Origin of the sequence: Luteolibacter ambystomatis, from assembly GCF_018137965.1 — a bacterium.
GTDB lineage: Bacteria > Verrucomicrobiota > Verrucomicrobiia > Verrucomicrobiales > Akkermansiaceae > Luteolibacter > Luteolibacter ambystomatis.
In genome coordinates, this window is the sequence record NZ_CP073100.1 from 1,901,358 (window position 1) to 1,920,913 (window position 19,556).

Sequence of the window (19,556 nt, forward strand, 5' to 3'; positions counted from 1 at the left end):
GCTGTTTCCGGGTTCCTCGTACACTGTGAAAGAAGGATCGCGCTCACCGGCGTTGCCCAATCATCCCATTCATGAAAGCCGCTTTCATTCTCCCTTCCCTCCTGTTCGCTGCCCGCATGGCATCGGCGGCCCCCGCACCCGTTGTGATGCCCCAGGAAAACGCCCGCCGTCTGGAAGTGCTCTTCTTCGGAGCACCCACGGCCAATGGTCCGCACCACGATCCGATCGAGCGCTACCGCGAGGCCAAGAAGCATCTCGGTGTCTCCGGCATCAATCTCACCTACAGCGAAAGCCTCGCCGATCTGAACACCGCCGAGCTCAACCGCTATGACGCGGTGCTGCTCTACGGCAACTGGCCGAAGGTCACCCCCGATCAGGAAAAGGCCATGACCGCGCTGGTCGACTACGTCGAGTCCGGCCACGGCTTCCTGCCGATCCACTGCGCGTCCGCCTGCTTCGAGAATTCGGAGGCCTATCTCCACCTCGTCGGCGGCCACTTCAAGTCCCACGGTACCGGCGTCTTCAAGACCACCATCGTGGATGCGAACCATCCGGTGATGCGCGGCTTCCAGGGTTTTGAAACGTGGGATGAAACCTACGTCCACGACAAGCTCACCAACGACCGCGGCCTGCTCCAAAAGCGCGAGGACGAGCCATGGACCTGGGTCCGCACGCAGGGCAAGGGCCGCGTGTTCTACACCGCCTATGGCCATGACATGCGCACCTGGTCACAACCCGCTTTCGAAGATCTGCTGCGCCGCGGCATCATGTGGGCGGTGGGCGATGCCACCCGCAGCAAGGTGCTCGCATTGAAGCTGCCGACTCTGGAAACCGAGGAAGTGAAGCTCCCCGGCTATCGCGATCACCAGATGATCACCCGCGCGCAGAAACCACTGGAACCCTCCGAGTCGATCAAGCTCGCACAGGTGCCACCGGGTTTCGAAATCTCCCTCTTCGCCAGCGAGCCGGACATCCTCAATCCGATCAACGTCGCCTGGGATGAAAAAGGCCGCGCCTTCGTCGTCCAGACCGTCGACTATCCGAACAACGTCCAGACCAACGATCTCGGCCACGACAGCATCAAGATCTGCGAGGACACCAATGGCGATGGCAAGGCGGACAAGTTCACCGTCTTCGCCGACAAGCTTTCTCTGCCCACCTCGCTGGTGTGCGCGAACGGCGGCGTGATCTGCACCAATGGCACCGACATGCTGTTCCTCAAGGACACGGATGGCGATGGCCGCGCGGACGTGCGCAAGGTGCTCTTCACCGGCTTCAAGATCCACGACACCCACGCCGGCGTTTCGAACCTCCGCTACGGCTTCGACAACTGGATCTACGCCACCATCGGCTATGCCGGTTTCGAAGGCACCGTCGGCGGCGAGCGCCATTCGTTCAACCAATGCGTCTTCCGTTTCAAGCCCGATGGCTCGAAGCTGGAAACCCTCCAGAACACCACCAACAACACCTGGGGCCTTGGCTTTACCTCGGACTTCGACGTGCTCGGTTCCACCGCCAACGGCAACCCGTCGTGGTACACCACCTTCTCCAAAGCCCAGTATGCCGCCACTGGTGTTTCCCAACCGAAGACTCCGGCCGGTGACAACAACCCGATGTTCTTCCCCAGTTCGCTGGACATCCGTCAGGTCGACCAGTTCGACCGCTACACCGCCGGTGCCGGTCACTCCTTCGTGACCTCCACCCGCATGCCGGAATCTTACAAGGACCGCATCGCCTTCGTCTGCGAGCCCACCGGCAAGCTGGTGGGTGCATTCGATGTCACCCGCAACGGCGCGAAGTACGTGTCCAAGCAACTCCCGAACAACCTCTTCTCCAGCGCGGATGCTTGGTCCTCCCCCGTCTGCGCCGAGGAAGGTCCGGATGGCGCCATCTGGGTCTGCGATTGGTACAACCTCATCATCCAGCACAACCCGACCCCGAGCGTGAAGTCCGCCGGTTTGGAAGCGAAAACCGGTCGCGGCAATGCCTATGAGACACCGATCCGCGACCGCCACGCCGGCCGCATCTACCGCGTCTATCCAAAGGGTTCCACCAATGAGGCCAACCCGAAACTGGACATCAAGAATCCGTCCTCGCTCGCCACCGCCCTGAAGCACCCGAACCTGTTCTGGCGCATCCAGGCCCAGCGCCTGATCGTGGAGAACAAGCTCACCACCGTGGCTCCATCCTTGAAGGAGTTCGTCGCCACCGGCGAACCCGGTGCCACCCAGGCTTTCAATGCCCTCGTTGGTCTCGGCCAGCTCGATGCGGATCTGCTCAAGACCGCTCTCACCTCGAAGTCCCGCGGCCTGCGCCGTGCGGCTGTCCAGGCCGCACCGGCCGGTGACTCCACACTCGCCGATGCCGTGATTCAGGACGGTGTGGTGAAAGCCGCCGATGGCCGTGAGCTCGCGGAAACGCTCGTCGCGCTCGGCAATTCCGCACCTTCTGAAAAAACCGGCAAAGCCATCCTCGCCACGCTGAAGGCGAATCCGGAGCAGTTTGGGAAAGACTCCGTGCTCCGCGATGCGTGGCAGATCGCCGCCCGCCTTCAGGCCTCCGGCGTGCTCGTCGCCGCTGCGACCGAGTTGCCCGTCGGTGATACCAAGATCGAAGCCGCCGCTCCGAAGAACGTGCTGCCGAACGCCGATTTCTCCGAGAAAAACGGCAGCCTGCCCGCCGGTTGGACGCTGCGCAATTACTCCGCTGACAATCCCGGTGCCGTCACCCTTTCCATCGGCGAAGGCGGACGCAGCGGTGGCACCTGCCTGAAGATCGAAAGCAGCGCCCGCGCCGATGTCGGCGCCGGTGCCGACGTGGAAGTGAAGCCGAATACCCGCTACCGCCTCTCCGGTTGGATCAAGACCCAGGACATGCAAAACAAGGGCGGCCGCGGTGCGATGATGAACGTCCACGGCCTCGATGCCGATACCAAGGCCGTCAGCGGCACCCGCGATTGGACGCAGGTGCAGTCCGAGTTTGAAACCGGCAACCAGAACCGCGTCCTCGTCCACTGCCTCTTCGGCGGCTACGGCGGCTCCACCGGCGTCGCCTATTGGGATGATGTCTCACTGGTCGAGATCGGTGATGCGGGAGGCAGCAATGACCTCGCCTCGTGGGTGAAGCCGGTCGCTTCCTTCCTCGCTGGCAAGGGCACCGATGCCCAGAAACAGGCCGCCGTGAACGCCCTCAACAAGCGCGGCGACGATCTCGGCAAGACCCTCGTCGTCTCCATCGGCACCGCTCCGGTCGCCGCGGTCGCGAAGGTGAAGAAGTTCAAGGCCGATCCGGAAGTCCACAAGCGCGGTGCCGAGGTCTTCAGTATGATCTGCATCGCCTGCCACGGACCGGACGGCAAGGGCGTCCCTGAAACCTTCCCGCCACTCGATGGTTCCGATTGGGTCACCGGCGATCCCACGCTGCCGATCAACATCGTCCTCAGCGGCCTCCAGGGTCCGGTCCAGGTCGGCGAACACAAGTTCAACAACATCATGGCACCGCTCTCGAACCTGAACGACCAGCAGATCTCCGATGTGCTGACCTACGTCCGCCAGAGCTGGGACAATGACGCCTCCGCGGTAGATGCAGCGACGGTCGGCAAACTCCGCGCCGCCAACAAGCGCACCACCCCATGGACCGCTGCGGAACTCCGCAAGTGACCTACTTCTGATTTCCTAGCCCGATGAGATGAGAAGCGGTCCGGACGAAAGTCCGGGCCGCTTTTTCGTGTGAAACCGGGTGAGACGGCACCGATTCTTTCGCACCGACCTAGACTCGTATGAGCGGGCCGTTGGCCCTTGGTATTTCCACCCATTCGCCTCTCCCTCACCTATCCAACAACAGATCCGCCACCACCAGCCGGTGGTCGGTGTTCCGGCTGGTGACGGCACGACAGCGGACGGGCGTGAACTGGCGGGTGGCGTAGAGGCAGTCCAGCCGTAGGATCGGCACGCGGCGCTGAAAGGTGTCTCCCCAGCCGGTACCGGCAGCGGAGAAAACATCGGTGAAATCCCGCGCCAGCAGATGATGGACCGGATCGCTGGCCGGGGAATTGAAATCCCCGCCGAGCAGGGTCGGCCGCTCGGGAAACGGCGCGGTCTGCCCGAGCAGTTGGAGCGCGATCGACAACTCCTGCCGCCGCTGCTGGCGGACTTCCCGGTGCTCATGCCAGGCGGATGGACTCCACAACCGCAAATCCGTGGCGGCACTGGTGAGATGCACGTTCACCACCTCGATCTCACGGCCCGCCGGGTCCTGGATCGTCACCTGCTGTTCGCGGAACGCAGGATTCCGCACCTCGCGCTTGATCTTCCAGCGCGTCACGACGCCGTTGTAGTCGTGGAACCTGTAGTCGCCATGACCGCCATAAAGGGCGCTGGCGATCTCCTGCACCTCCACCGGAGAAACCTCCTGCAACAGCACGATGTCCGGTTGCCATGCCGCAATGTCCGCCGTGGGATTGCCAAACTCCCGGTGCCCGCAGTTCGCGGTCAGCAGGCGGATCACCGGCTGGCCCTTGTATGGCTCTGCCGGACCGGGCGCAGGCGCTTGCCTGGCGAAATTCGCCAAGACCCGCGCCTCGTCAGCGCCGAGCAGAATGGTGACCGCCCATATGCCGGTGACGACCAGCGACAGGGACGCCCGCAGATAAAGAAACGCCACACAGGAAAGCAGCAGCCCGAAACCACCCCATATCCAGATCGGCATCACCGTGAAGGCCGCCAGACGGTCCGGCTGTCGGGAAAACGCGAAGACCGTGACGAAATGCAGCACCAATGACGCACCCACCAATCCCCATCCGAGGTAGCGGCGGAAGCGGGCGGTGTTCATGACGCCACAGTATCTAACAGGATGCCGGAAAAGCGAGCGTTCTTCCGCTTGTCCCGGCAGGATGCGTCCCCGCTCCTTACAGTCCCGGGATGCCGAGGCCGCCGGTGAGCTTCTTCATTTCCGCCGCGGCGAATTCCTTGCCCTTGTTCACGGCTTCCTGCACGCCCTTGAGCACCAGGTCCTCGAGAAACTCGACATCGGACGGATCAACCACGGACGGATCGATCTTGATCGAAAGCACGTCACCGGCGCAGGTGGACACGACCGTCACCTTGCCGCCACCGACGCTGGCCTCGACGGTGCGCTGGGCGAGTTCTTCCTGCTTGGCGGCAAGCCCGGCCTGCATCTGCTGGGCTTGTTTCATCAGTTTCTGGATGTTCATTTTGAAGAGGTTGAGAGTTGAAAGATGAGAGTTGAGAGAAAGAGGAGGAAGGATCGGGAGTAGAGGGCGGAAAGGGAGTCTTCCTCTGACTCTCAACTCTCAACCATCCACTCTCAACTGCTACCCGACCACCCGGCCTTCAAGAGCGGCGAGAGCGTGTTCGATGAGCGGATCGCGGTGGAAGTTCTCATCCACCGCCGCGCGGGTCGGTTTCGGCGGTTCGGGTGGCGCGGCGGTTTCCGCGGACTTGAAGGGAGGCGGCTCCACCAGCGGTGGCGGCGGTTCGCTATGCTCCGGTGCGGCGGCGATCAGCGAATCGAACCGGCTGGTGATGGCATCCAGCGAACGCTTCGGCACGGAGGAAACCGGCGCGGCAACGGCCCGTTCTTCCTCCGGTTCCCATACCTTGGCGGGCGGAGGCGGCAGTGGAGCGGGTTCCGGGACGTATTCGGGTTCCGGCTCCGGTTCGTAAGCCGGAGCGGCTTCGCGAACCGGTTCCGGAGTGGACGGAACGACAGCAGGAATTGCGGCGGCAATCCCGGCATCGCCGAGGCTGTCGGCCCCCTTGGCGAGCACTTTGATCACATCGGAGAGGCGGACCTCGCCAAGCACCTGGATGGCCTTGATCAGGCCGAGTTCGAAGTGAAGGCGCTTGTTCGTGGACCACTTCATGCGGCCCTCTGTTTCCGCGAACACATCGATGGCGGAAAGGATGCGGTCCGGCGGGTAGGCGTCCGCGGCGGAAAGCAGGCCCTGCCACAGTTCGGCGGGGATGCCATCGCCATCCGCGGAGGGATCGAGCTTCGCCACCAGCAGGGCGCGCAGGGCGCCGACGAGTTCGCCGAGAAGCTGGCCGAGCTCGCGACCGGATTCGGCTTCCTTCTGGATCAATGAAAGCGCCGCCGGAGTCTGGCGGGAAAGCAGTGTGGATGCGAGTTGCGCGACCTTTTCACGGGAAGTGAAGCCGAACACGTCCAGCACGTTCGCCTCGGTGATGTGATCGCCGCAGAAGGCCACGAGTTGGTCGAGCATCGACTGCGCATCGCGCATGCCGCCGTCCGCTCCCTTCGCCACGGCCCATGCCGCAGCTTCATCGAGCTTCACGTTTTCCTCACTGGCGATGTGCAACAGGTGCTTCGCGATCAGATCGGTGGGGATCGGCCGCAGGTCGAACCGCTGGCAGCGGGACAGGATGGTCGGCAGGATCTTGTTCGCCTCCGTGGTGGCGAAGATGAACTTCACGTGCGGCGGCGGTTCCTCAAGCGTTTTCAGCAGGGCGTTGAACGCCGCGTTGCTGAGCATGTGGACCTCGTCGATGTAGTAGATCTTGAACTGGCCGCGGGCCGGGGCGAAGCGCACGGACTCGCGCAGGTCGCGCACCTGCTCCACGCCGTTGTTCGAGGCACCGTCGATTTCCAGCACGTCCAGCGAGCGGCCTTCCGCGATCTCCACGCACACGTCCTCGTTCGGGTCGAAGTCGGCCTTCGGGCCGCCGGTGCAGTTCAGCGCCTTCGCCAGGATGCGCGCGGTCGAGGTCTTGCCGGTGCCGCGGGGACCGACGAAAAGGTAGGCGTGCGCGAGGCGCTTTTGCTCGATGGCATTGCGCAGCGTGCGGACGACGTGGTCCTGCCCGAGGACGTCATCGAAGGTTTTGGGGCGGTATTTGCGGGCGAAGACCTGATAGCTCACGCGGCGACTGTATTGGAGTTTGCGGGTTTGTCAGTTTTCAGTTTTGCAAAGGGCATGCGAATTCCGGAACGCGATGAGAAACAAAGGCTTTACGAGGACGCCCGGCTGCGGATCAGCGGCCTGACCGCCGGAGAACCGGACCGGATCGCCCGGATGGCGGGCATCGTTTCCGTGCTCCACGGGCTGATACCGCACTATTACTGGACGGGATTCTACCGGGTGGTGGGCGGACAACTGGTCATCGGACCGTATCAGGGCACGGTCGGCTGCGCGCGGATCGCGTGGGGCCGGGGTGTCTGTGGCGCTGCCTGGCAAACCGGCGAAACGCAGGTGGTGCCGGACGTTCATGCTTTCCCGGGTCACATCGCCTGCGACGCGCTTTCCGAAAGCGAAATCGTCGTTCCCGTGCGGGATGGAGCCGCACGGATCATCGCCGTCTTCGATGTCGATTCCACCCTGCCTGGTGCCTTCGATGAGATCGACCGGATCGGCCTGGAATGGATCTTCTCCGCGTGGGGAGAGTGAGTTGGGAGCCGTTGGGCCCACCCTTGATCCCCGCTTCCAACAAACCCGCATTCTCTTGATCGACGGAGGTTGCTGGCGACGTTGAGGCTGCTAGATTGTCGCCAGCATGTCCGAACGGCAGGATCCCAAACACATTTCCGGAGTGAAGCGCCGTCAGGCCGGCAAAACCGCGCCGCGTTGGGCGCTGATGCTGGTCGTGCTTGGATTGGTCGCCGCCGGATTCCTGTTCACGCCCGTGCCCGGCAAGATCAAGCGCGGTCTGCGCGAAGTTTTCGCACCGAAGGTCAGCGCCACCGGCAAGTCCCAGCAGGAGATCGAGGACTTGCTTCGCCGCGAGGGCGACCGCATCCGCGCCGAAAAGGATGCCGAGGCCCAGAAGGAAATCGACGACCTGCGCCGCGAACTCGAAAGCGCCCGCAAGACTCCGCCGCGCCAGGACAATCCCACGCAAACTCCTGCCACACCGGACGAACCTTCCGGTCCGGAAACCGATGTCCGCAAGCTCACTTCCGGCATCCCCTTCAAGGTGGAGGTGAAGCTCGACCACGGCACGCTCGCCTCGAAGGAACGCGTGACCCCGGACAGCTACGCCGCTTTTTACACACTGAACGTCCGCCTGCCCGCGCCGGCCAAGACGTTGGCCGAGCTCCAAACTTCCAATCCCAAGCTCGGCGCGATCCTGCCCGGACTCGGAGAAATTCTCACCAAGGGCGAAGTGTCGAAATGGTACTATACCCTCTACGACAACAAGACCACGCGCATCAAAAAGGATGCCACGGCCCTCAACGAACTGCTCACCAAGCACAACCTCTTCGACTGTGAAACCATCCTCAACCTGAAGTCCGCCAGCGGCCGCCGCGCGATGCTCATGCAGGCGGACATGGACGTGGTCTCGGACGGCTCCGATGGGGACCGCCTGCCGAAGATGCCGGACGAGATCGTCAATTCACCGAACTACCAGCCCTTCACCAGCTACGGTTGGTCGAAGAAAACACAGACGCCGAACCCGATCGTCGCCGGTTGGGAAAGGCGCGTCGCCGCGGGTGAAAAGGAACTCGCGGACAGGGGGACCACCGCGGAGCGCAAGACCTGGCTGCGCAGCCGCATCGCCATGCTCAAGCGCGGCATCACGGACATGAAGGGGCGCTCCTTCCTCATCGCGGAATACGATCCCTTCATCGTCATCCCCATCAACATCCTCGGCAATTCCAGTGATCCCTTCGCCCCGAACATCGGCGACTACGCGCTGGTGATCCATGGCGAAAAGGTGCTGCCCGCGATCGTGGGTGATGGCGGACCGAACTTCAAGGTGGGCGAGGCCTCACTGCGGATCGCGAAGGAACTCAGCAGCCGCGCCACGCCCTACAACCGCCCGGTGTCCGATCTCAAGGTGACCTATCTCGTCTTCCCCGGTACCCGCGATCCGAACGCGCCGCCGGACTACGGTGCATGGCGTACCAAATGCGAAACGCTGGTGGGCGAGTTCGGCGGCATCGGGGAAGGCTACAAGATCCTCGAGTGGAAGAACCTGTTGGAACCACCCGCGCCGCCCGTGCCACCACAGCCCGCCCCCGGCCAATCCACCCCGGCGGGTCAGCCGGTCCCGCAGCTTCCCACACCCACGACTCCGCAGTCCGTGCCACCGGAGATCAATGCCCCGAAGCCCGGCGGAAATTGAGCGGAGCAATGTGGTCGAAAGCTCCGCTTTCGAACCGGGTGCGGCCGGACCGGATGAGAAGAGGCTTGAAGACCAGACGACACGCCCCCACGCAGAGGGAAAGCGGAGCTTCCCCCTACATTCTAGCAGAGCTTTCAGCTACAATGAAGAGGGGGCCAACTCTCACCCCTCCCGACGCTCCTCGATCACATCCGGCAGCTCGAAGAGCTCGATGTAACCCGCAGGCTCCGGCGCGCGTGGCAACTGGAGCACCTCGAACGATACGATGTCCTCCGCCAGCGATCGCTCTCCAATCGCCTTCTCCAGCACCAGCCGCACCGCCTGGCGGACATACGTGGGCGAGGTGGAGGTGTAGTTCGGGATGCCCACGCGGATCGCCAGTTTTCCGGGCACCGGTTGTTCGTCTGGCGTCATGAACCACATCGCCTGCGGTTCGTAGCGCGTGCCGTGGTGGTTCAGCGTGAAGGCGAAACCGAATGCCGGTTTCAGCGCGATCACCTGCCAGCCCGGTATTGCCGGAGCGGCGGCGGCCACGGCCTCCGCATGGGGAATGCTCGCAGCGGTGGCACCGGTGGTGACGATGAGCGCGGGGCGCGATGCTTCGGCATCGGCCTCCAGGCTCAGATGCGGATCGAGTTCCTTCAGCTTGGCAGTGGCTGCTGCCAGCAGGGGGGAATCCGCGTTGCTCAGGGTGTGATGTTCGGCTTGGCGTTCCTGAAACCAAAGCCAGAACCCAACAATCAAGTCAGGGGGGGTGTTCATAAACAGGGGACAGCAGAAAAAAGCGTGGGGGTTCACGCCGCCCCCAGCCAAACGGACCCGCCGCCCCCGGGCAAGACTCTTGTCAGTCCTTCCCCTCTTCCGTCTCCTCGCCCTCCTCCAGCATGCGCCGCAGACGCTCCGCGTGGAGCGTTTTAATCACCCCCACCAGCAGGAACAGGCAGATCACGGTGACTGCGACCTCCAGGATCGGCAGCGGGCCATGCTCCTGCTCGCCTTGGAAATACTTGATCAGCCCCGGGAGGTTGAACAACCCGCGGCCGAATGCCAGCAGCGCGAGGATCCCACCACCAAACAAGCCGTGCCAGAACCAGCGCGTGGCGAAAAACCCGCAGATGATCAGCCCGCCGCCCAATGCGAGCGCTCCATTCATGAAGCCCATGGCGTCATTCTGATTGAGAGCCTTGAAGGCCGCACCGGCCAGGGCGAGGACGGAGATGCCGCACAGGAAGAGAAGAAAGCGCATGCCGCAGAGCATTTCCCCCGCGCTCGCCCGGTCAATCCCGAAGCGCCGCACGATTGACACGCCGCCCGCCACAGGGCGTGCTTGCGCCATGAGCCGGCAGGTGTGGTGCAACGGGCGGATGATGTCCGCGGAGGAACTCCGGATATCCCCGTTCGACCGCGGCCTGACCGGGGGGCTCGGCCTGTTCGAAACCATCCTCGCGATCGAGGGCCGCCCCGTTTTTCTGGAACGCCATCTCGCCCGCCACGCGGAAGGCTGTGCCCGGCTCGGCTGGGAAGCCCCTCAGGAGCCGGAAATCGCGGAGGCCATCCACACGATCCTTGCGGAAAACCAGCTCACCACCGGCCGCGCCCGCGTGCGCCTCTTCCAGACCGCCGGTGAAGGAAGACTGGATGCCCTCCAGCGGGGGCCCGACGCGGCGGTCATTCTCACCGCCGCGCCGAATGCACCGGTGCCCGCGGCGGTTTCCGTCACCTTCTCGAAATGGCCGCGCAACGAGCGTTCCGCCCTCACTGGCCTGAAGTGCGCCTCCTATGCGGAAAACCTCCTCGCCCTCGCCGATGCCCGCCGACAGGGCTATGACGAAGCCTATTTCCTCAACACCCGCGGTGACGTCTGCGAGGCCACAACCGCGAATCTTTTCGTGGTGAAAGGCGGCCGGATCACCACTCCTCCACTGTCGAGTGGTTGCCTCCCGGGAATCACCCGCGGCTGGCTGCTGGAAACGGCCGCCGCCCTGGGGCTCTCCATCGCCGAGGAGCGCGTGACACGGAACGATCTGTTGGAGGCTGACGAGGTCTTTCTCACCTCCGCCACACGCGGTCCGGTGGTGGTCTCCCGTTTGGATGGCCGCGAATATGCCCCTCCCGTGCTCACCCCCCGCTGTCGGGCGGCTTGGGAGCACGCCTGAGCACCTTACTTTCTCTCCCCTCCGGATTCCCGGTAAACCTCCGGTGAGCCCCCGGTGCGCTTGTGGAAAACCAGCCGCATCTGTTCGTGGCTGTTGAATCCGGCACGACCCACGATCGTCTTCACCGGCAGATCCGTCTCCACCAGCAGCCACGCCGCACGCGTGAAGCGGCAATGCTGGATCTCCTCCAGCACGCCATGCCCGGTCACCGCACGAAACCGGCGCTCCAGGCTGCGGCGTCCCGTGCCCACCGCCTCCACCACGCCCGGCACATCCAGCATCCCGTGGCTGAAGTTCCAAATATGCTCGATCGCCGCATCCACCACCGCGTCTCCGGTCGTGCTCTTCCGAGCCGCATGCCCGCCCGCCTCCTCATCGACCACGAAGTGGGACAGCAACCCCACCGCCTGCCATGAAAGCTGCAGCGAGTTCCGCGTCGGGTCCGCGTGTGCCTTCGTCACCAGTCTCTTGAACTCCTCCAAAAACAGATCCGCATGCTCGATCGCAGGATAGTTGTGATTCGCGCCAAAGGCCCCCTTCGCCAGCCATTCACCGGGCCTTCCACCATTGAAGTGGATCCACATCAGGTCCCAACCCGTCTCCGCACAAGGCCGGTGGCGGTGCCATTCACCCGGAGCGATCAGAAAGACGCTGCCTTCCCCCAGCACCTTGTGCCGGGATTTGGTCTGGGACTCCCCCTTCCCCGCCATCACCACCGCCATGCAAAACTCCGGCAGCACGCGGCCTTCCTCCCACGAATAGTGGTAGAACAGAGGATGGTGATCCTGCTTCGGATACGTCTCTCCGGGGAGCACCCGCTCCCAACCCACATGGGTCACATACAAGCCCCCGCTGAAAAGCTCCTCATGGACGGGTAACACATGATGAAAGGGCTGGGGGAGACGCATTAGAAGGATCATACCTCGTAAGGCTCATCCCTTTTACATCAAAATTTTCACTTTCCAGGCCTCTGAAGCACGGTTTTTCGTCGCAATTCAAGGATAGAAACCATTTGCAGATAAATCCACATTTTCACACAGTATACCAAACCCGCCTCATTCGTTCCAGTTGGAGATACCACCTCAACCCAGAACCGATAAATACCCATATTTGACGTTCACGATTTATTCCATTCTTTTAATTTAAGCATGTTATCGTGGAATCGAATGAGCATTTTTGACAAGAACCCAACTTTCCATGACACCGAGCCACCCCGATCCAGCGCTCCCGCCCGCGGTTCACGCCGTTGAGAGCAAGCCTTCCGTTTGGAAAAAACTCGGCGGCGGCTCCCTTTCGATCTCGCTGATGGTCCATGCCATCCTGCTTGCCATCGGCGTCTTCTGGATCTTCCAGATCATTCCGGAAAAGAAAGCCGACGTGGACTTCATGCCAAAAGGCGGCGGTGGAGGCTCGCCGGGGGTGAAGGAGATCAGCAACAAGAAGCAGCGCGCCACGGTTTCGATGCCGAACGCCCCGCGCATGGCGGCGAAAGGTGCGACCAGCAACTTCACCTTGCCTGAACCGGATGCGGCCTCCGCGATGTCTTCCGTGGGCGCGCTCAGCAATGGCGGCTTGTCCGGCGGACTGGGTGGCAGCGGCTCCGGTGGCGGACGCGGCGATGGCACCGGCAAGGGCTTCGGCAGCGGCAAGGGCCCGGGCCTTGGTGGAAACGGTCCCGGCTTCAATCCCTTCGGCATGCTGCCGGACCCGAACTCGCTGGGGCTGACCGGCACTTTCTATGACTTCAAGCGCAACAAGGATGGCAAGCCCACCGGGGTGCAGGCGCTTGATGCCGCCATGGCCGCGAAGATCATCAAGGATTTCGCCAAAGGCAGCACTTGGCGCGAACCGCGGAACATCCCCCACTACACCTCGCCGGTGAATCTCAGCACCCGCGCCGCGTTCTTCCCAGGCGTGCCGGATACCGAAGCCGGAAAAGCTTTCAAGTCTCCCGAAACTGCTCCCGGCCTCTGGGTCGCCCACTACACCGCGACTGTCGTCCCAAACACCAGTGGCATGATCCGCTTCGTCGGCTGGGGGGACAACTGCCTCGTCGTCGGCGTGAATGGCAACGTCCGTCTCGATGCTTCGGACCACGGCTATACCGGCGAAAAGCGCGAAAGCCTCGGCAGCGCGAACCTCAAGGGCAAACCGGGCGCCGCCGTCTTCGCCGGCGAATGGTTCCAGATCCGCGCCGGACAGGCGATGACCGTGGACATCCTCATCGGAGATGAAGGCGGTATCTTCGCCGCCGGAGTGCTGGTGCAGAGCAAGGATCAGGAATTGACCAAGGAAGCGAACGGAATGCCGAATCTCCCCATCTTCCGGACCACGGACTTCAACGAGGAAGAACAGAAATTCTTCAAGGACCAGTGGCCCTCCAATGCCCTGAAAGGACCCAAGTTCGAAGTCAAAGGAGGCCAACTTCTCGGGGGCATCTGAACCTCCATCCATTCATCCAACGCCGTCCGCGTGGACAATATTGTCCATGCCCGGAGATCTCATTCCACGCGACCGCAGGAAGGGCGGTTTCCGCGAATCTGCGGAAAATTTCCTGCGAACGAGACCACTGCGCCCATTGCTGAAAGCCCGGGCAAAACGCTCCGTATTTCGCCGAACCGGACACTTCCACAACCACCCACATTCCGGATGTCATTGCAGCCCATGTCCATCTTCCCGTCCCTCCGCCGCTTGCGGCGATGTTCCGCCGTGCCCGCGATCTCTCTTGCCGTACTCGGAACACTCCTCACCAGTTGCAAGGAAGGCGGAAAGGCTTCGGTGAAAACCGGAGACAAGAGCACCGGTGGAGAAGCTCCGGCGGCTCCGCACGTCGTGCCGGTCTCAGCTCCGGCGGCTCCGCACGTCGTGCCGGTCTCACTGCCGAAGGAGATCACTTTCAACGAACACATCCAGCCGATCCTCTCGGAGTATTGCTACCATTGCCATGGTCCCGACTCCGGCACGCGCAAGCCGAAGGACGCACCGCTGCGCCTGGATCGCGAGGCCGATGCCTTCGCCAAGCGCGAGAACGGACAACCGGTCATCATCAAGGGCGATCCCGCGGCCTCGCTGCTGGTGAAGCTCATCAAGTCCCATGACCCGAAGGAGGTCATGCCGCCACCGGAAGGCCACAAGGAACTCAAGCCGCAGGACATCGCGCTGCTTGAGGAATGGATCCGCCAGGGAGCGAAGTACGAGCCCCACTGGGCGTTCGCCGCGATCAAGCATCCCGAACCGCCCGCCGCCGGGGAAGGCTTCGCCACCAATCCCATCGACCGCTTCATCGCGCAGAAACTGGAAGAAAACGGTCTCAAGCCGAATTCGCCGGAAGATCCGCGCCGCTTCTACCGCCGCCTCGCTTTCGATCTCACCGGCCTACCTCCATCCACCGCGGACACGGATGCCTTCGTGAAACGTTCGGCGGAAGATCCGAAGAAGGCCGTGGAGGAAGCGGCGGACAAACTGCTGGCCACTCCATCCAGCGCGGAGCACTTCACCCGCCAATGGCTTGATGCCGCGCGCTACGCGGACACCCATGGCATCCACATCGACAACTACCGCGCCATCTGGCCCTACCGTGACTGGGTGATCGGCGCCTTCCAGGCAAACATGCCATGGGACCAGTTCACCATCGAGCAGATCGCCGGAGACCTGTTACCCACCCCGACCCTCGACCAGCAAGTGGCCACTGGTTTCAACCGTTGTCTCGCCACCACCGGCGAGGGTGGAGCGATCGGAGAGGAGTACAACGCGATCTACGCCAAGGATCGTACTGAGACGACCTCGGCGGTGTGGCTTGGTCTCACCACCGGTTGTGCCGCGTGCCACGATCACAAGTTCGACCCGGTTTCGACCAAGGAGTTCTACTCCATGACGGCGTTCTTCCGGAACAGCACCATGTCCGCGCTGGACGGCAACAACGCCGAGCACCCGCCGAACGTGTTCGTGCCGCTCATGAGCGACCGCGCCCGCTGGGGTGAACTGGCGACCGCCATCACGGACACCAACAAGCAGATCGCGGAGCGGGAAAAGACCGCCCAGCCGGATTTCCAGAAGTGGGTTTCGAATCCCGTCATCACCGAATCGAAAGCCATCGATTCCACCCTGGTGCTCCACCTTCCCCTCAATGAAAACGAGGGAGGTATCAAGGGCATCGTGGATGGCCAGGCCCGCGAGTGGCCGGACCAGCCAAACCGCATCGATGGTCCGCTCGGCAAGGCTCCGGTCGTCAGCGACAAGCCCATCGAGATCGGCGATCTCGCTTCCTTCTCGCGCGGGGACCGTGTGACTTACGGCGGCTTCGTCCGCATCGAGGGCACACCCACCGGCGCGGTCGTGGCCCGGATGAATCCCGCCCAATCGTTCCGCGGCTGGGACATCTACCTCCAGAGCGGAAAGCCCGCCACCCACGTCATCGATACCTGGGACAAGGCGGCGAACAAGCTCACGGCGAATGATCCGCTTTCCCCCGGCGTGTGGCACCACGTGATGATGACCTACGATGGCACCCGCCCGGGCCACCAGACCTGCGCGATCTATGTGGACGGGAAAAAGCAGAACGGCTCCCTGTCTCCAAGCTCCGTCGGCGGCACCATCGAAACCCCGGTTCCGTTCCGTCTCGGCTCGCGTGCCAACAACGACTCGAAGCTCAACGGCCCGGTCGCCCTCCAGGACTTCCGTTTCTACCGCCGCCTGCTCGCACCGGAGGAGATCAAGGACATCGCGGACAACAGCATGCTGCGCAGCCTTGCCGCCATCCCGGCCGGCCAGCGCACCAAGGTCCAGAACGACCAGCTCTTCCGCCACTTCATCAGCAACGTCGATGTCCGCTCGCGTGAACTGCGGACATCGCTCGACGCGCTCAAAACAGAGCAGACCACCTTGCGCGCACGCGGCTCGGTCAGTCTGGTCATGGATGAGAAGAAGGACTCCGCGCCCTTCGCGCATGTCCTCGCCCGTGGCGTCTATTCCGACAAGGGCGAGAAGGTGGCACCCGATGTTCCCGCCGCGCTGCCGCCGCTGCCCGCCAATGCTCCGCGCAACCGCCTCGGCCTGGCCCAATGGCTCGTTGATCCCGCCAATCCCCTGCCCGCCCGTGTGACGATGAACCGCGCTTGGTACTACTTCTTTGGTACTGGCATCGTCGAAACCACCGAGGACTTCGGCATCATGGGCGCGCGCCCGAGTCACCCGCAGCTTCTCGACTGGCTCGCCACCGAGTTCATCACGTCGAAGTGGGACTACCGCCACATGGTGAAGCTCTTCGTCACCTCCGCCACCTACCGCCAGTCCGGAAACGTGACTCCGGAGAAGCTGGAGAAGGACCCGCTCAACCGCCTGCTCTCGCGCGGCCCGCGCGTGCGCCTCGATGCCGAGCAACTCCGTGACATGGCCCTCGCCTCCTCCGACCTGCTGGTGGACAAGGTCGGCGGCCCCTCCGTGAAGCCCTACCAGCCGGAGGGCATCTGGGAAGCGGTGGCGATGAAGGAATCCAATACCAAGAACTACAAGCAGGATTCCGGTGAAGCCCTCTACCGCCGCTCGCTCTACACCTTCTGGAAGCGCAGCGCCGCACCTCCCAGCATGGAACTCTTCAATGCCCCGAGCCGCGAGGTCTTCTGCGTCCGCCGCGAGCGCACCAACACGCCCCTTCAAGCTCTGGTGATGCTCAATGATCCGCAGTTCGTGGAGGCCGCCAAGATGCTCGCCGCCCACGCGCTGGAGAAGGGCTCCACCTTCGATGCCCGTCTTGATTTCATCACCAGCCGTCTGATCGACCGCCCGCTGAAGGCCGAAGAACGCAAGGTGGTGAAGACGACCTTCGACCGCTTGTTCGCCAACTACACCTCCAAGCCGGACGAGGCGAAGCAACTGCTCGCCACCGGTGCCACCGCCGCACCCGCGCAACTCCCCGCTCCGGAACTCGCCGCCTGGACCGTCGTCTCCAGCCAGCTCATGAACCTCGACGAAACCGTCACCCGATGAATCCGATCGAAACCTACAACAACGCGCTGACCCGCCGCCAGTTCTTCCGCAGCTCCGGCAGTGGTCTCGGCGTCGCGGCGCTGGCCGCCCTGATGGGCCGCACCGCTTCCGGCGTGGTCGCGGACTCCGCCGGATTCCTCGCCGGGCTGCCGCAGATCGCGCCGAAAGCGAAGCGGGTGATCTACATCTCGCTCATCGGCGCGCCTTCGCAGCTCGATACCTTCGACTACAAGCCCGCCCTTCAGAAGCGCTTCAAGGAAGACCTCAACGAGTGGCTGAAGTCGCAAGGCCAGCGCCTCACCGGCATGACCTCCGGCCAGAAGGCGTTCCCGCTCGCGCCCTCGATCTTCAAGTTCGCCCAGCACGGCCAGTCCGGCGCATGGGTCAGCGAGTTGCTGCCGTGGACCGCGAAGATGGTGGATGACCTTTGCATCATCAAATCGATGCATACCGATGCCATCAACCACGAACCCGCCAACCAGCTCATCTGCACCGGCTCGATGCAATCGGGCAAGCCATCGATGGGTTCGTGGATGTCCTATGGCCTTGGCTCGATGAACCAGGACCTGCCCTCCTTCGTCGTCCTCCACGCCACCCATTCCTCGCCCTACTCGAATGTCCAGGCCATCTCCTCGCGCCTGTGGGGCTCCGGCTACCTGCCCGGAAAATATGCCGGCGTGGCGCTGCGTTCGCTCGGTGATCCGGTGCTCTTCCTGAAGGACACGCCAGGCGTCTCGCGCGAGGTCCGCCGCGACATGCTCGACGGCCTCAATGATCTCAACCGGAAATCGTACGAAGCCGTCGGCGACCCGGAGACCCAGACCCGCATCCAGCAGTATGAGATGGCCTTCCGCATGCAGGCGTCCGTGCCTGAGCTCGCGGACATGTCCGGAGAGTCCGAGAAGGTTCACGCGCTCTATGGCCCGGAAAGCAAGGTCCGCGGCACCTTCGCCAACTCCGCGCTGATGGCGCGCCGCCTCATGGAGCGCGGCGTGCGCTTCGTGCAGATCTTCCACCGCGGCTGGGACCAGCACGGCGACCTGCCGCGCGATCTCGCCTCGCAGTGCAAGGACGTGGACCAGGGCTGCTACGGCCTGATCCAGGACCTCAAGCAGCGCGGCATGCTGGAGGATACTCTGGTCGTCTTCGGCGGCGAGTTCGGCCGCACGATCTACTGCCAGGGCACGCTCACCGAAACCACCTACGGCCGCGACCACCACCCGCGTTGCTTCAGCCTCTGGATGGCGGGCGGCGGCATCAAGAGCGGACAGGTCTATGGCGAGACGGATGAGATGTCCTACAACATCGTGAAGGATCCCGTGCATGTCCGCGACCTGCACGCCACCATCCTTCATACCCTCGGCCTCAATCACGAGCGCCTGACCTACAAGTTCCAGGGACTCGACCAAAAGCTCACCGGCACCGAACCGGCGAAGGTGGTGAAGGAATTGCTCGTGTAAGCCCGCATCGCGAGGAGGAGCATCAGGATTTCCGTCCCTTTCCCGCATGACCGGGAGAGGCCTGATGTTCCTTGCGAAAGCGGGAGGGAGTGACACCTTTCTCCTTCACGAAAGCCTTCGTGAAATGGGCGTGATCATAGAATCCGCATTGCTGGGCGATTGAGGCCACGGTTTCACCGGTTTCCACCAGCAGACGGCAGGCGCTTTCGACGCGGATACACAGAAGGTATTGACGCGGGCTGGTGGCGAATGCCTTGCGGAACAGCCTCTCGAACTGGCTGCCCGAGAGGCCGGCTCGTTTCGCAAGATCGGAAATCGTGAGCGGTTCAGCATGGTGGCAGTGGAGCAAATCCACGGCGGCGGCCAGCTTCTTGATGACCGTGTCCGCACAGCGCAGGTGCTCGACCCGGCGGGAGAAACCAGCGACGCCGATGATGCGTCCGCTGCGGTCTCTCACCGGGATCTTGTTGGTGACCACCAGCCGGGGTGAGCCCTTGTTTTCAGGCGCGGGCTCGATCCGGTTCAGAATGGGCATTCCGGATTCCATCACCGCACGATCATCGGCCATGTACTCGTCGGCATTGCTCCGGGGGAAGAAATCCCGGTCGGTGCATCCGAAGGCATCGCGCTCGGATGCGACACCGCAGAACTCGCAACCCATCCTGTTCAAAGCGACGAAGCGCCCCTTGGTGTCCTTCATGAAAAACGAGATGTCCGGCATCAGATCGTAGAGGGATTGGAGTTCCCCCGGCGCGAGCTCGCGAAGGAAATCTTGTTTCGGATTCACCGTTTTCATGCAGCGTTTTTACAAATATTTGCAGATTGCGTCCAAGACTTTCACACCCAAAGCA

At 63.0% G+C, this 19,556-nt stretch carries 14 protein-coding genes; 7 read left to right on the top strand and 7 right to left on the bottom strand.

The window, feature by feature from the left end; translation table 11 throughout:
* The first annotated feature begins 71 nt into the window (after nucleotides 1-71).
* Nucleotides 72-3,659 carry a PVC-type heme-binding CxxCH protein gene (locus KBB96_RS07280; RefSeq protein WP_211633950.1) on the top strand — a complete coding sequence of 1,196 codons (3,588 nt, stop codon included), beginning with the start codon at nucleotides 72-74 and terminating at the stop codon, nucleotides 3,657-3,659.
* 166 nt (nucleotides 3,660-3,825) lie between these two features.
* Here the strand turns inward: KBB96_RS07280 and KBB96_RS07285 are convergent, their stop codons facing one another.
* From KBB96_RS07285 to dnaX, 3 genes are all read right to left on the bottom strand, one after another.
* Nucleotides 3,826-4,830 carry an endonuclease/exonuclease/phosphatase family protein gene (locus tag KBB96_RS07285; RefSeq protein ID WP_211633951.1) on the bottom strand — a complete coding sequence of 335 codons (1,005 nt, stop codon included), beginning with the start codon at nucleotides 4,828-4,830 and terminating at the stop codon, nucleotides 3,826-3,828.
* Between the two features lie 76 nt (nucleotides 4,831-4,906).
* Nucleotides 4,907-5,212, bottom strand: coding sequence for a YbaB/EbfC family nucleoid-associated protein (locus KBB96_RS07290; protein ID WP_211633952.1), 306 nt, complete (start codon nucleotides 5,210-5,212; stop codon nucleotides 4,907-4,909).
* Between the two features lie 120 nt (nucleotides 5,213-5,332).
* Entirely contained in the window at nucleotides 5,333-6,901 is a 1,569-nt protein-coding gene (gene dnaX / locus KBB96_RS07295) for a DNA polymerase III subunit gamma/tau (RefSeq protein ID WP_211633953.1), read from the bottom strand.
* 54 nt (nucleotides 6,902-6,955) lie between these two features.
* Here dnaX and KBB96_RS07300 point away from each other — a divergent pair, with 54 nt between their 5' ends.
* Together KBB96_RS07300 and KBB96_RS07305 are read left to right on the top strand one after the other, a co-directional pair.
* Nucleotides 6,956-7,426, top strand: coding sequence for a GAF domain-containing protein (locus KBB96_RS07300; protein WP_211633954.1), 471 nt, complete (start codon nucleotides 6,956-6,958; stop codon nucleotides 7,424-7,426).
* Nucleotides 7,427-7,532: 106 nt separating this feature from the next.
* Nucleotides 7,533-9,104, top strand: a complete 1,572-nt coding sequence (locus tag KBB96_RS07305; RefSeq protein ID WP_211633955.1) for a glycoside hydrolase family 75 protein — start codon at nucleotides 7,533-7,535, stop codon at nucleotides 9,102-9,104.
* A 162-nt stretch (nucleotides 9,105-9,266) separates the two neighbouring features.
* On the opposite strand, the gene KBB96_RS07310 is transcribed toward KBB96_RS07305, so the two are convergent.
* On the bottom strand, nucleotides 9,267-9,866 hold the full coding sequence (locus KBB96_RS07310) for a hypothetical protein (RefSeq protein WP_211633956.1): 600 nt from the start codon (nucleotides 9,864-9,866) through the stop codon (nucleotides 9,267-9,269).
* Between the two features lie 82 nt (nucleotides 9,867-9,948).
* Nucleotides 9,949-10,350, bottom strand: a complete 402-nt coding sequence (locus KBB96_RS07315; protein WP_211633957.1) for a hypothetical protein — start codon at nucleotides 10,348-10,350, stop codon at nucleotides 9,949-9,951.
* A gap of 88 nt (nucleotides 10,351-10,438) precedes the next feature.
* On the opposite strand from KBB96_RS07315, the gene KBB96_RS07320 reads away from it, so the two are divergent.
* Nucleotides 10,439-11,260 (top strand): aminotransferase class IV, encoded by an 822-nt coding sequence (locus KBB96_RS07320; RefSeq protein WP_211633958.1) that lies wholly within the window; start codon nucleotides 10,439-10,441, stop codon nucleotides 11,258-11,260.
* Between the two features lie 5 nt (nucleotides 11,261-11,265).
* On the opposite strand, the gene KBB96_RS07325 is transcribed toward KBB96_RS07320, so the two are convergent.
* Nucleotides 11,266-12,141 (bottom strand): helix-turn-helix domain-containing protein, encoded by an 876-nt coding sequence (locus KBB96_RS07325; RefSeq protein WP_211633959.1) that lies wholly within the window; start codon nucleotides 12,139-12,141, stop codon nucleotides 11,266-11,268.
* A gap of 316 nt (nucleotides 12,142-12,457) precedes the next feature.
* On the opposite strand from KBB96_RS07325, the gene KBB96_RS07330 reads away from it, so the two are divergent.
* The 3 genes from KBB96_RS07330 (at nucleotide 12,458) to KBB96_RS07340 (ending at nucleotide 18,705) form a co-directional block, all read left to right on the top strand.
* Nucleotides 12,458-13,702 carry a hypothetical protein gene (locus tag KBB96_RS07330; RefSeq protein WP_211633962.1) on the top strand — a complete coding sequence of 415 codons (1,245 nt, stop codon included), beginning with the start codon at nucleotides 12,458-12,460 and terminating at the stop codon, nucleotides 13,700-13,702.
* A gap of 267 nt (nucleotides 13,703-13,969) precedes the next feature.
* A complete protein-coding gene (locus tag KBB96_RS07335) occupies nucleotides 13,970-17,245 on the top strand; it encodes a DUF1553 domain-containing protein (RefSeq protein WP_211633964.1) in 3,276 nt (1,091 codons plus the stop codon).
* Nucleotides 17,242-18,705 carry a DUF1501 domain-containing protein gene (locus KBB96_RS07340; RefSeq protein WP_211633966.1) on the top strand — a complete coding sequence of 488 codons (1,464 nt, stop codon included), beginning with the start codon at nucleotides 17,242-17,244 and terminating at the stop codon, nucleotides 18,703-18,705. The genes KBB96_RS07335 and KBB96_RS07340 overlap by 4 nt, the downstream gene beginning before the upstream one ends.
* A gap of 22 nt (nucleotides 18,706-18,727) precedes the next feature.
* Here the strand turns inward: KBB96_RS07340 and KBB96_RS07345 are convergent, their stop codons facing one another.
* Entirely contained in the window at nucleotides 18,728-19,501 is a 774-nt protein-coding gene (locus KBB96_RS07345; RefSeq protein ID WP_211633968.1) for an AraC family transcriptional regulator, read from the bottom strand.
* Between the last annotated feature and the right edge of the window lie 55 nt (nucleotides 19,502-19,556).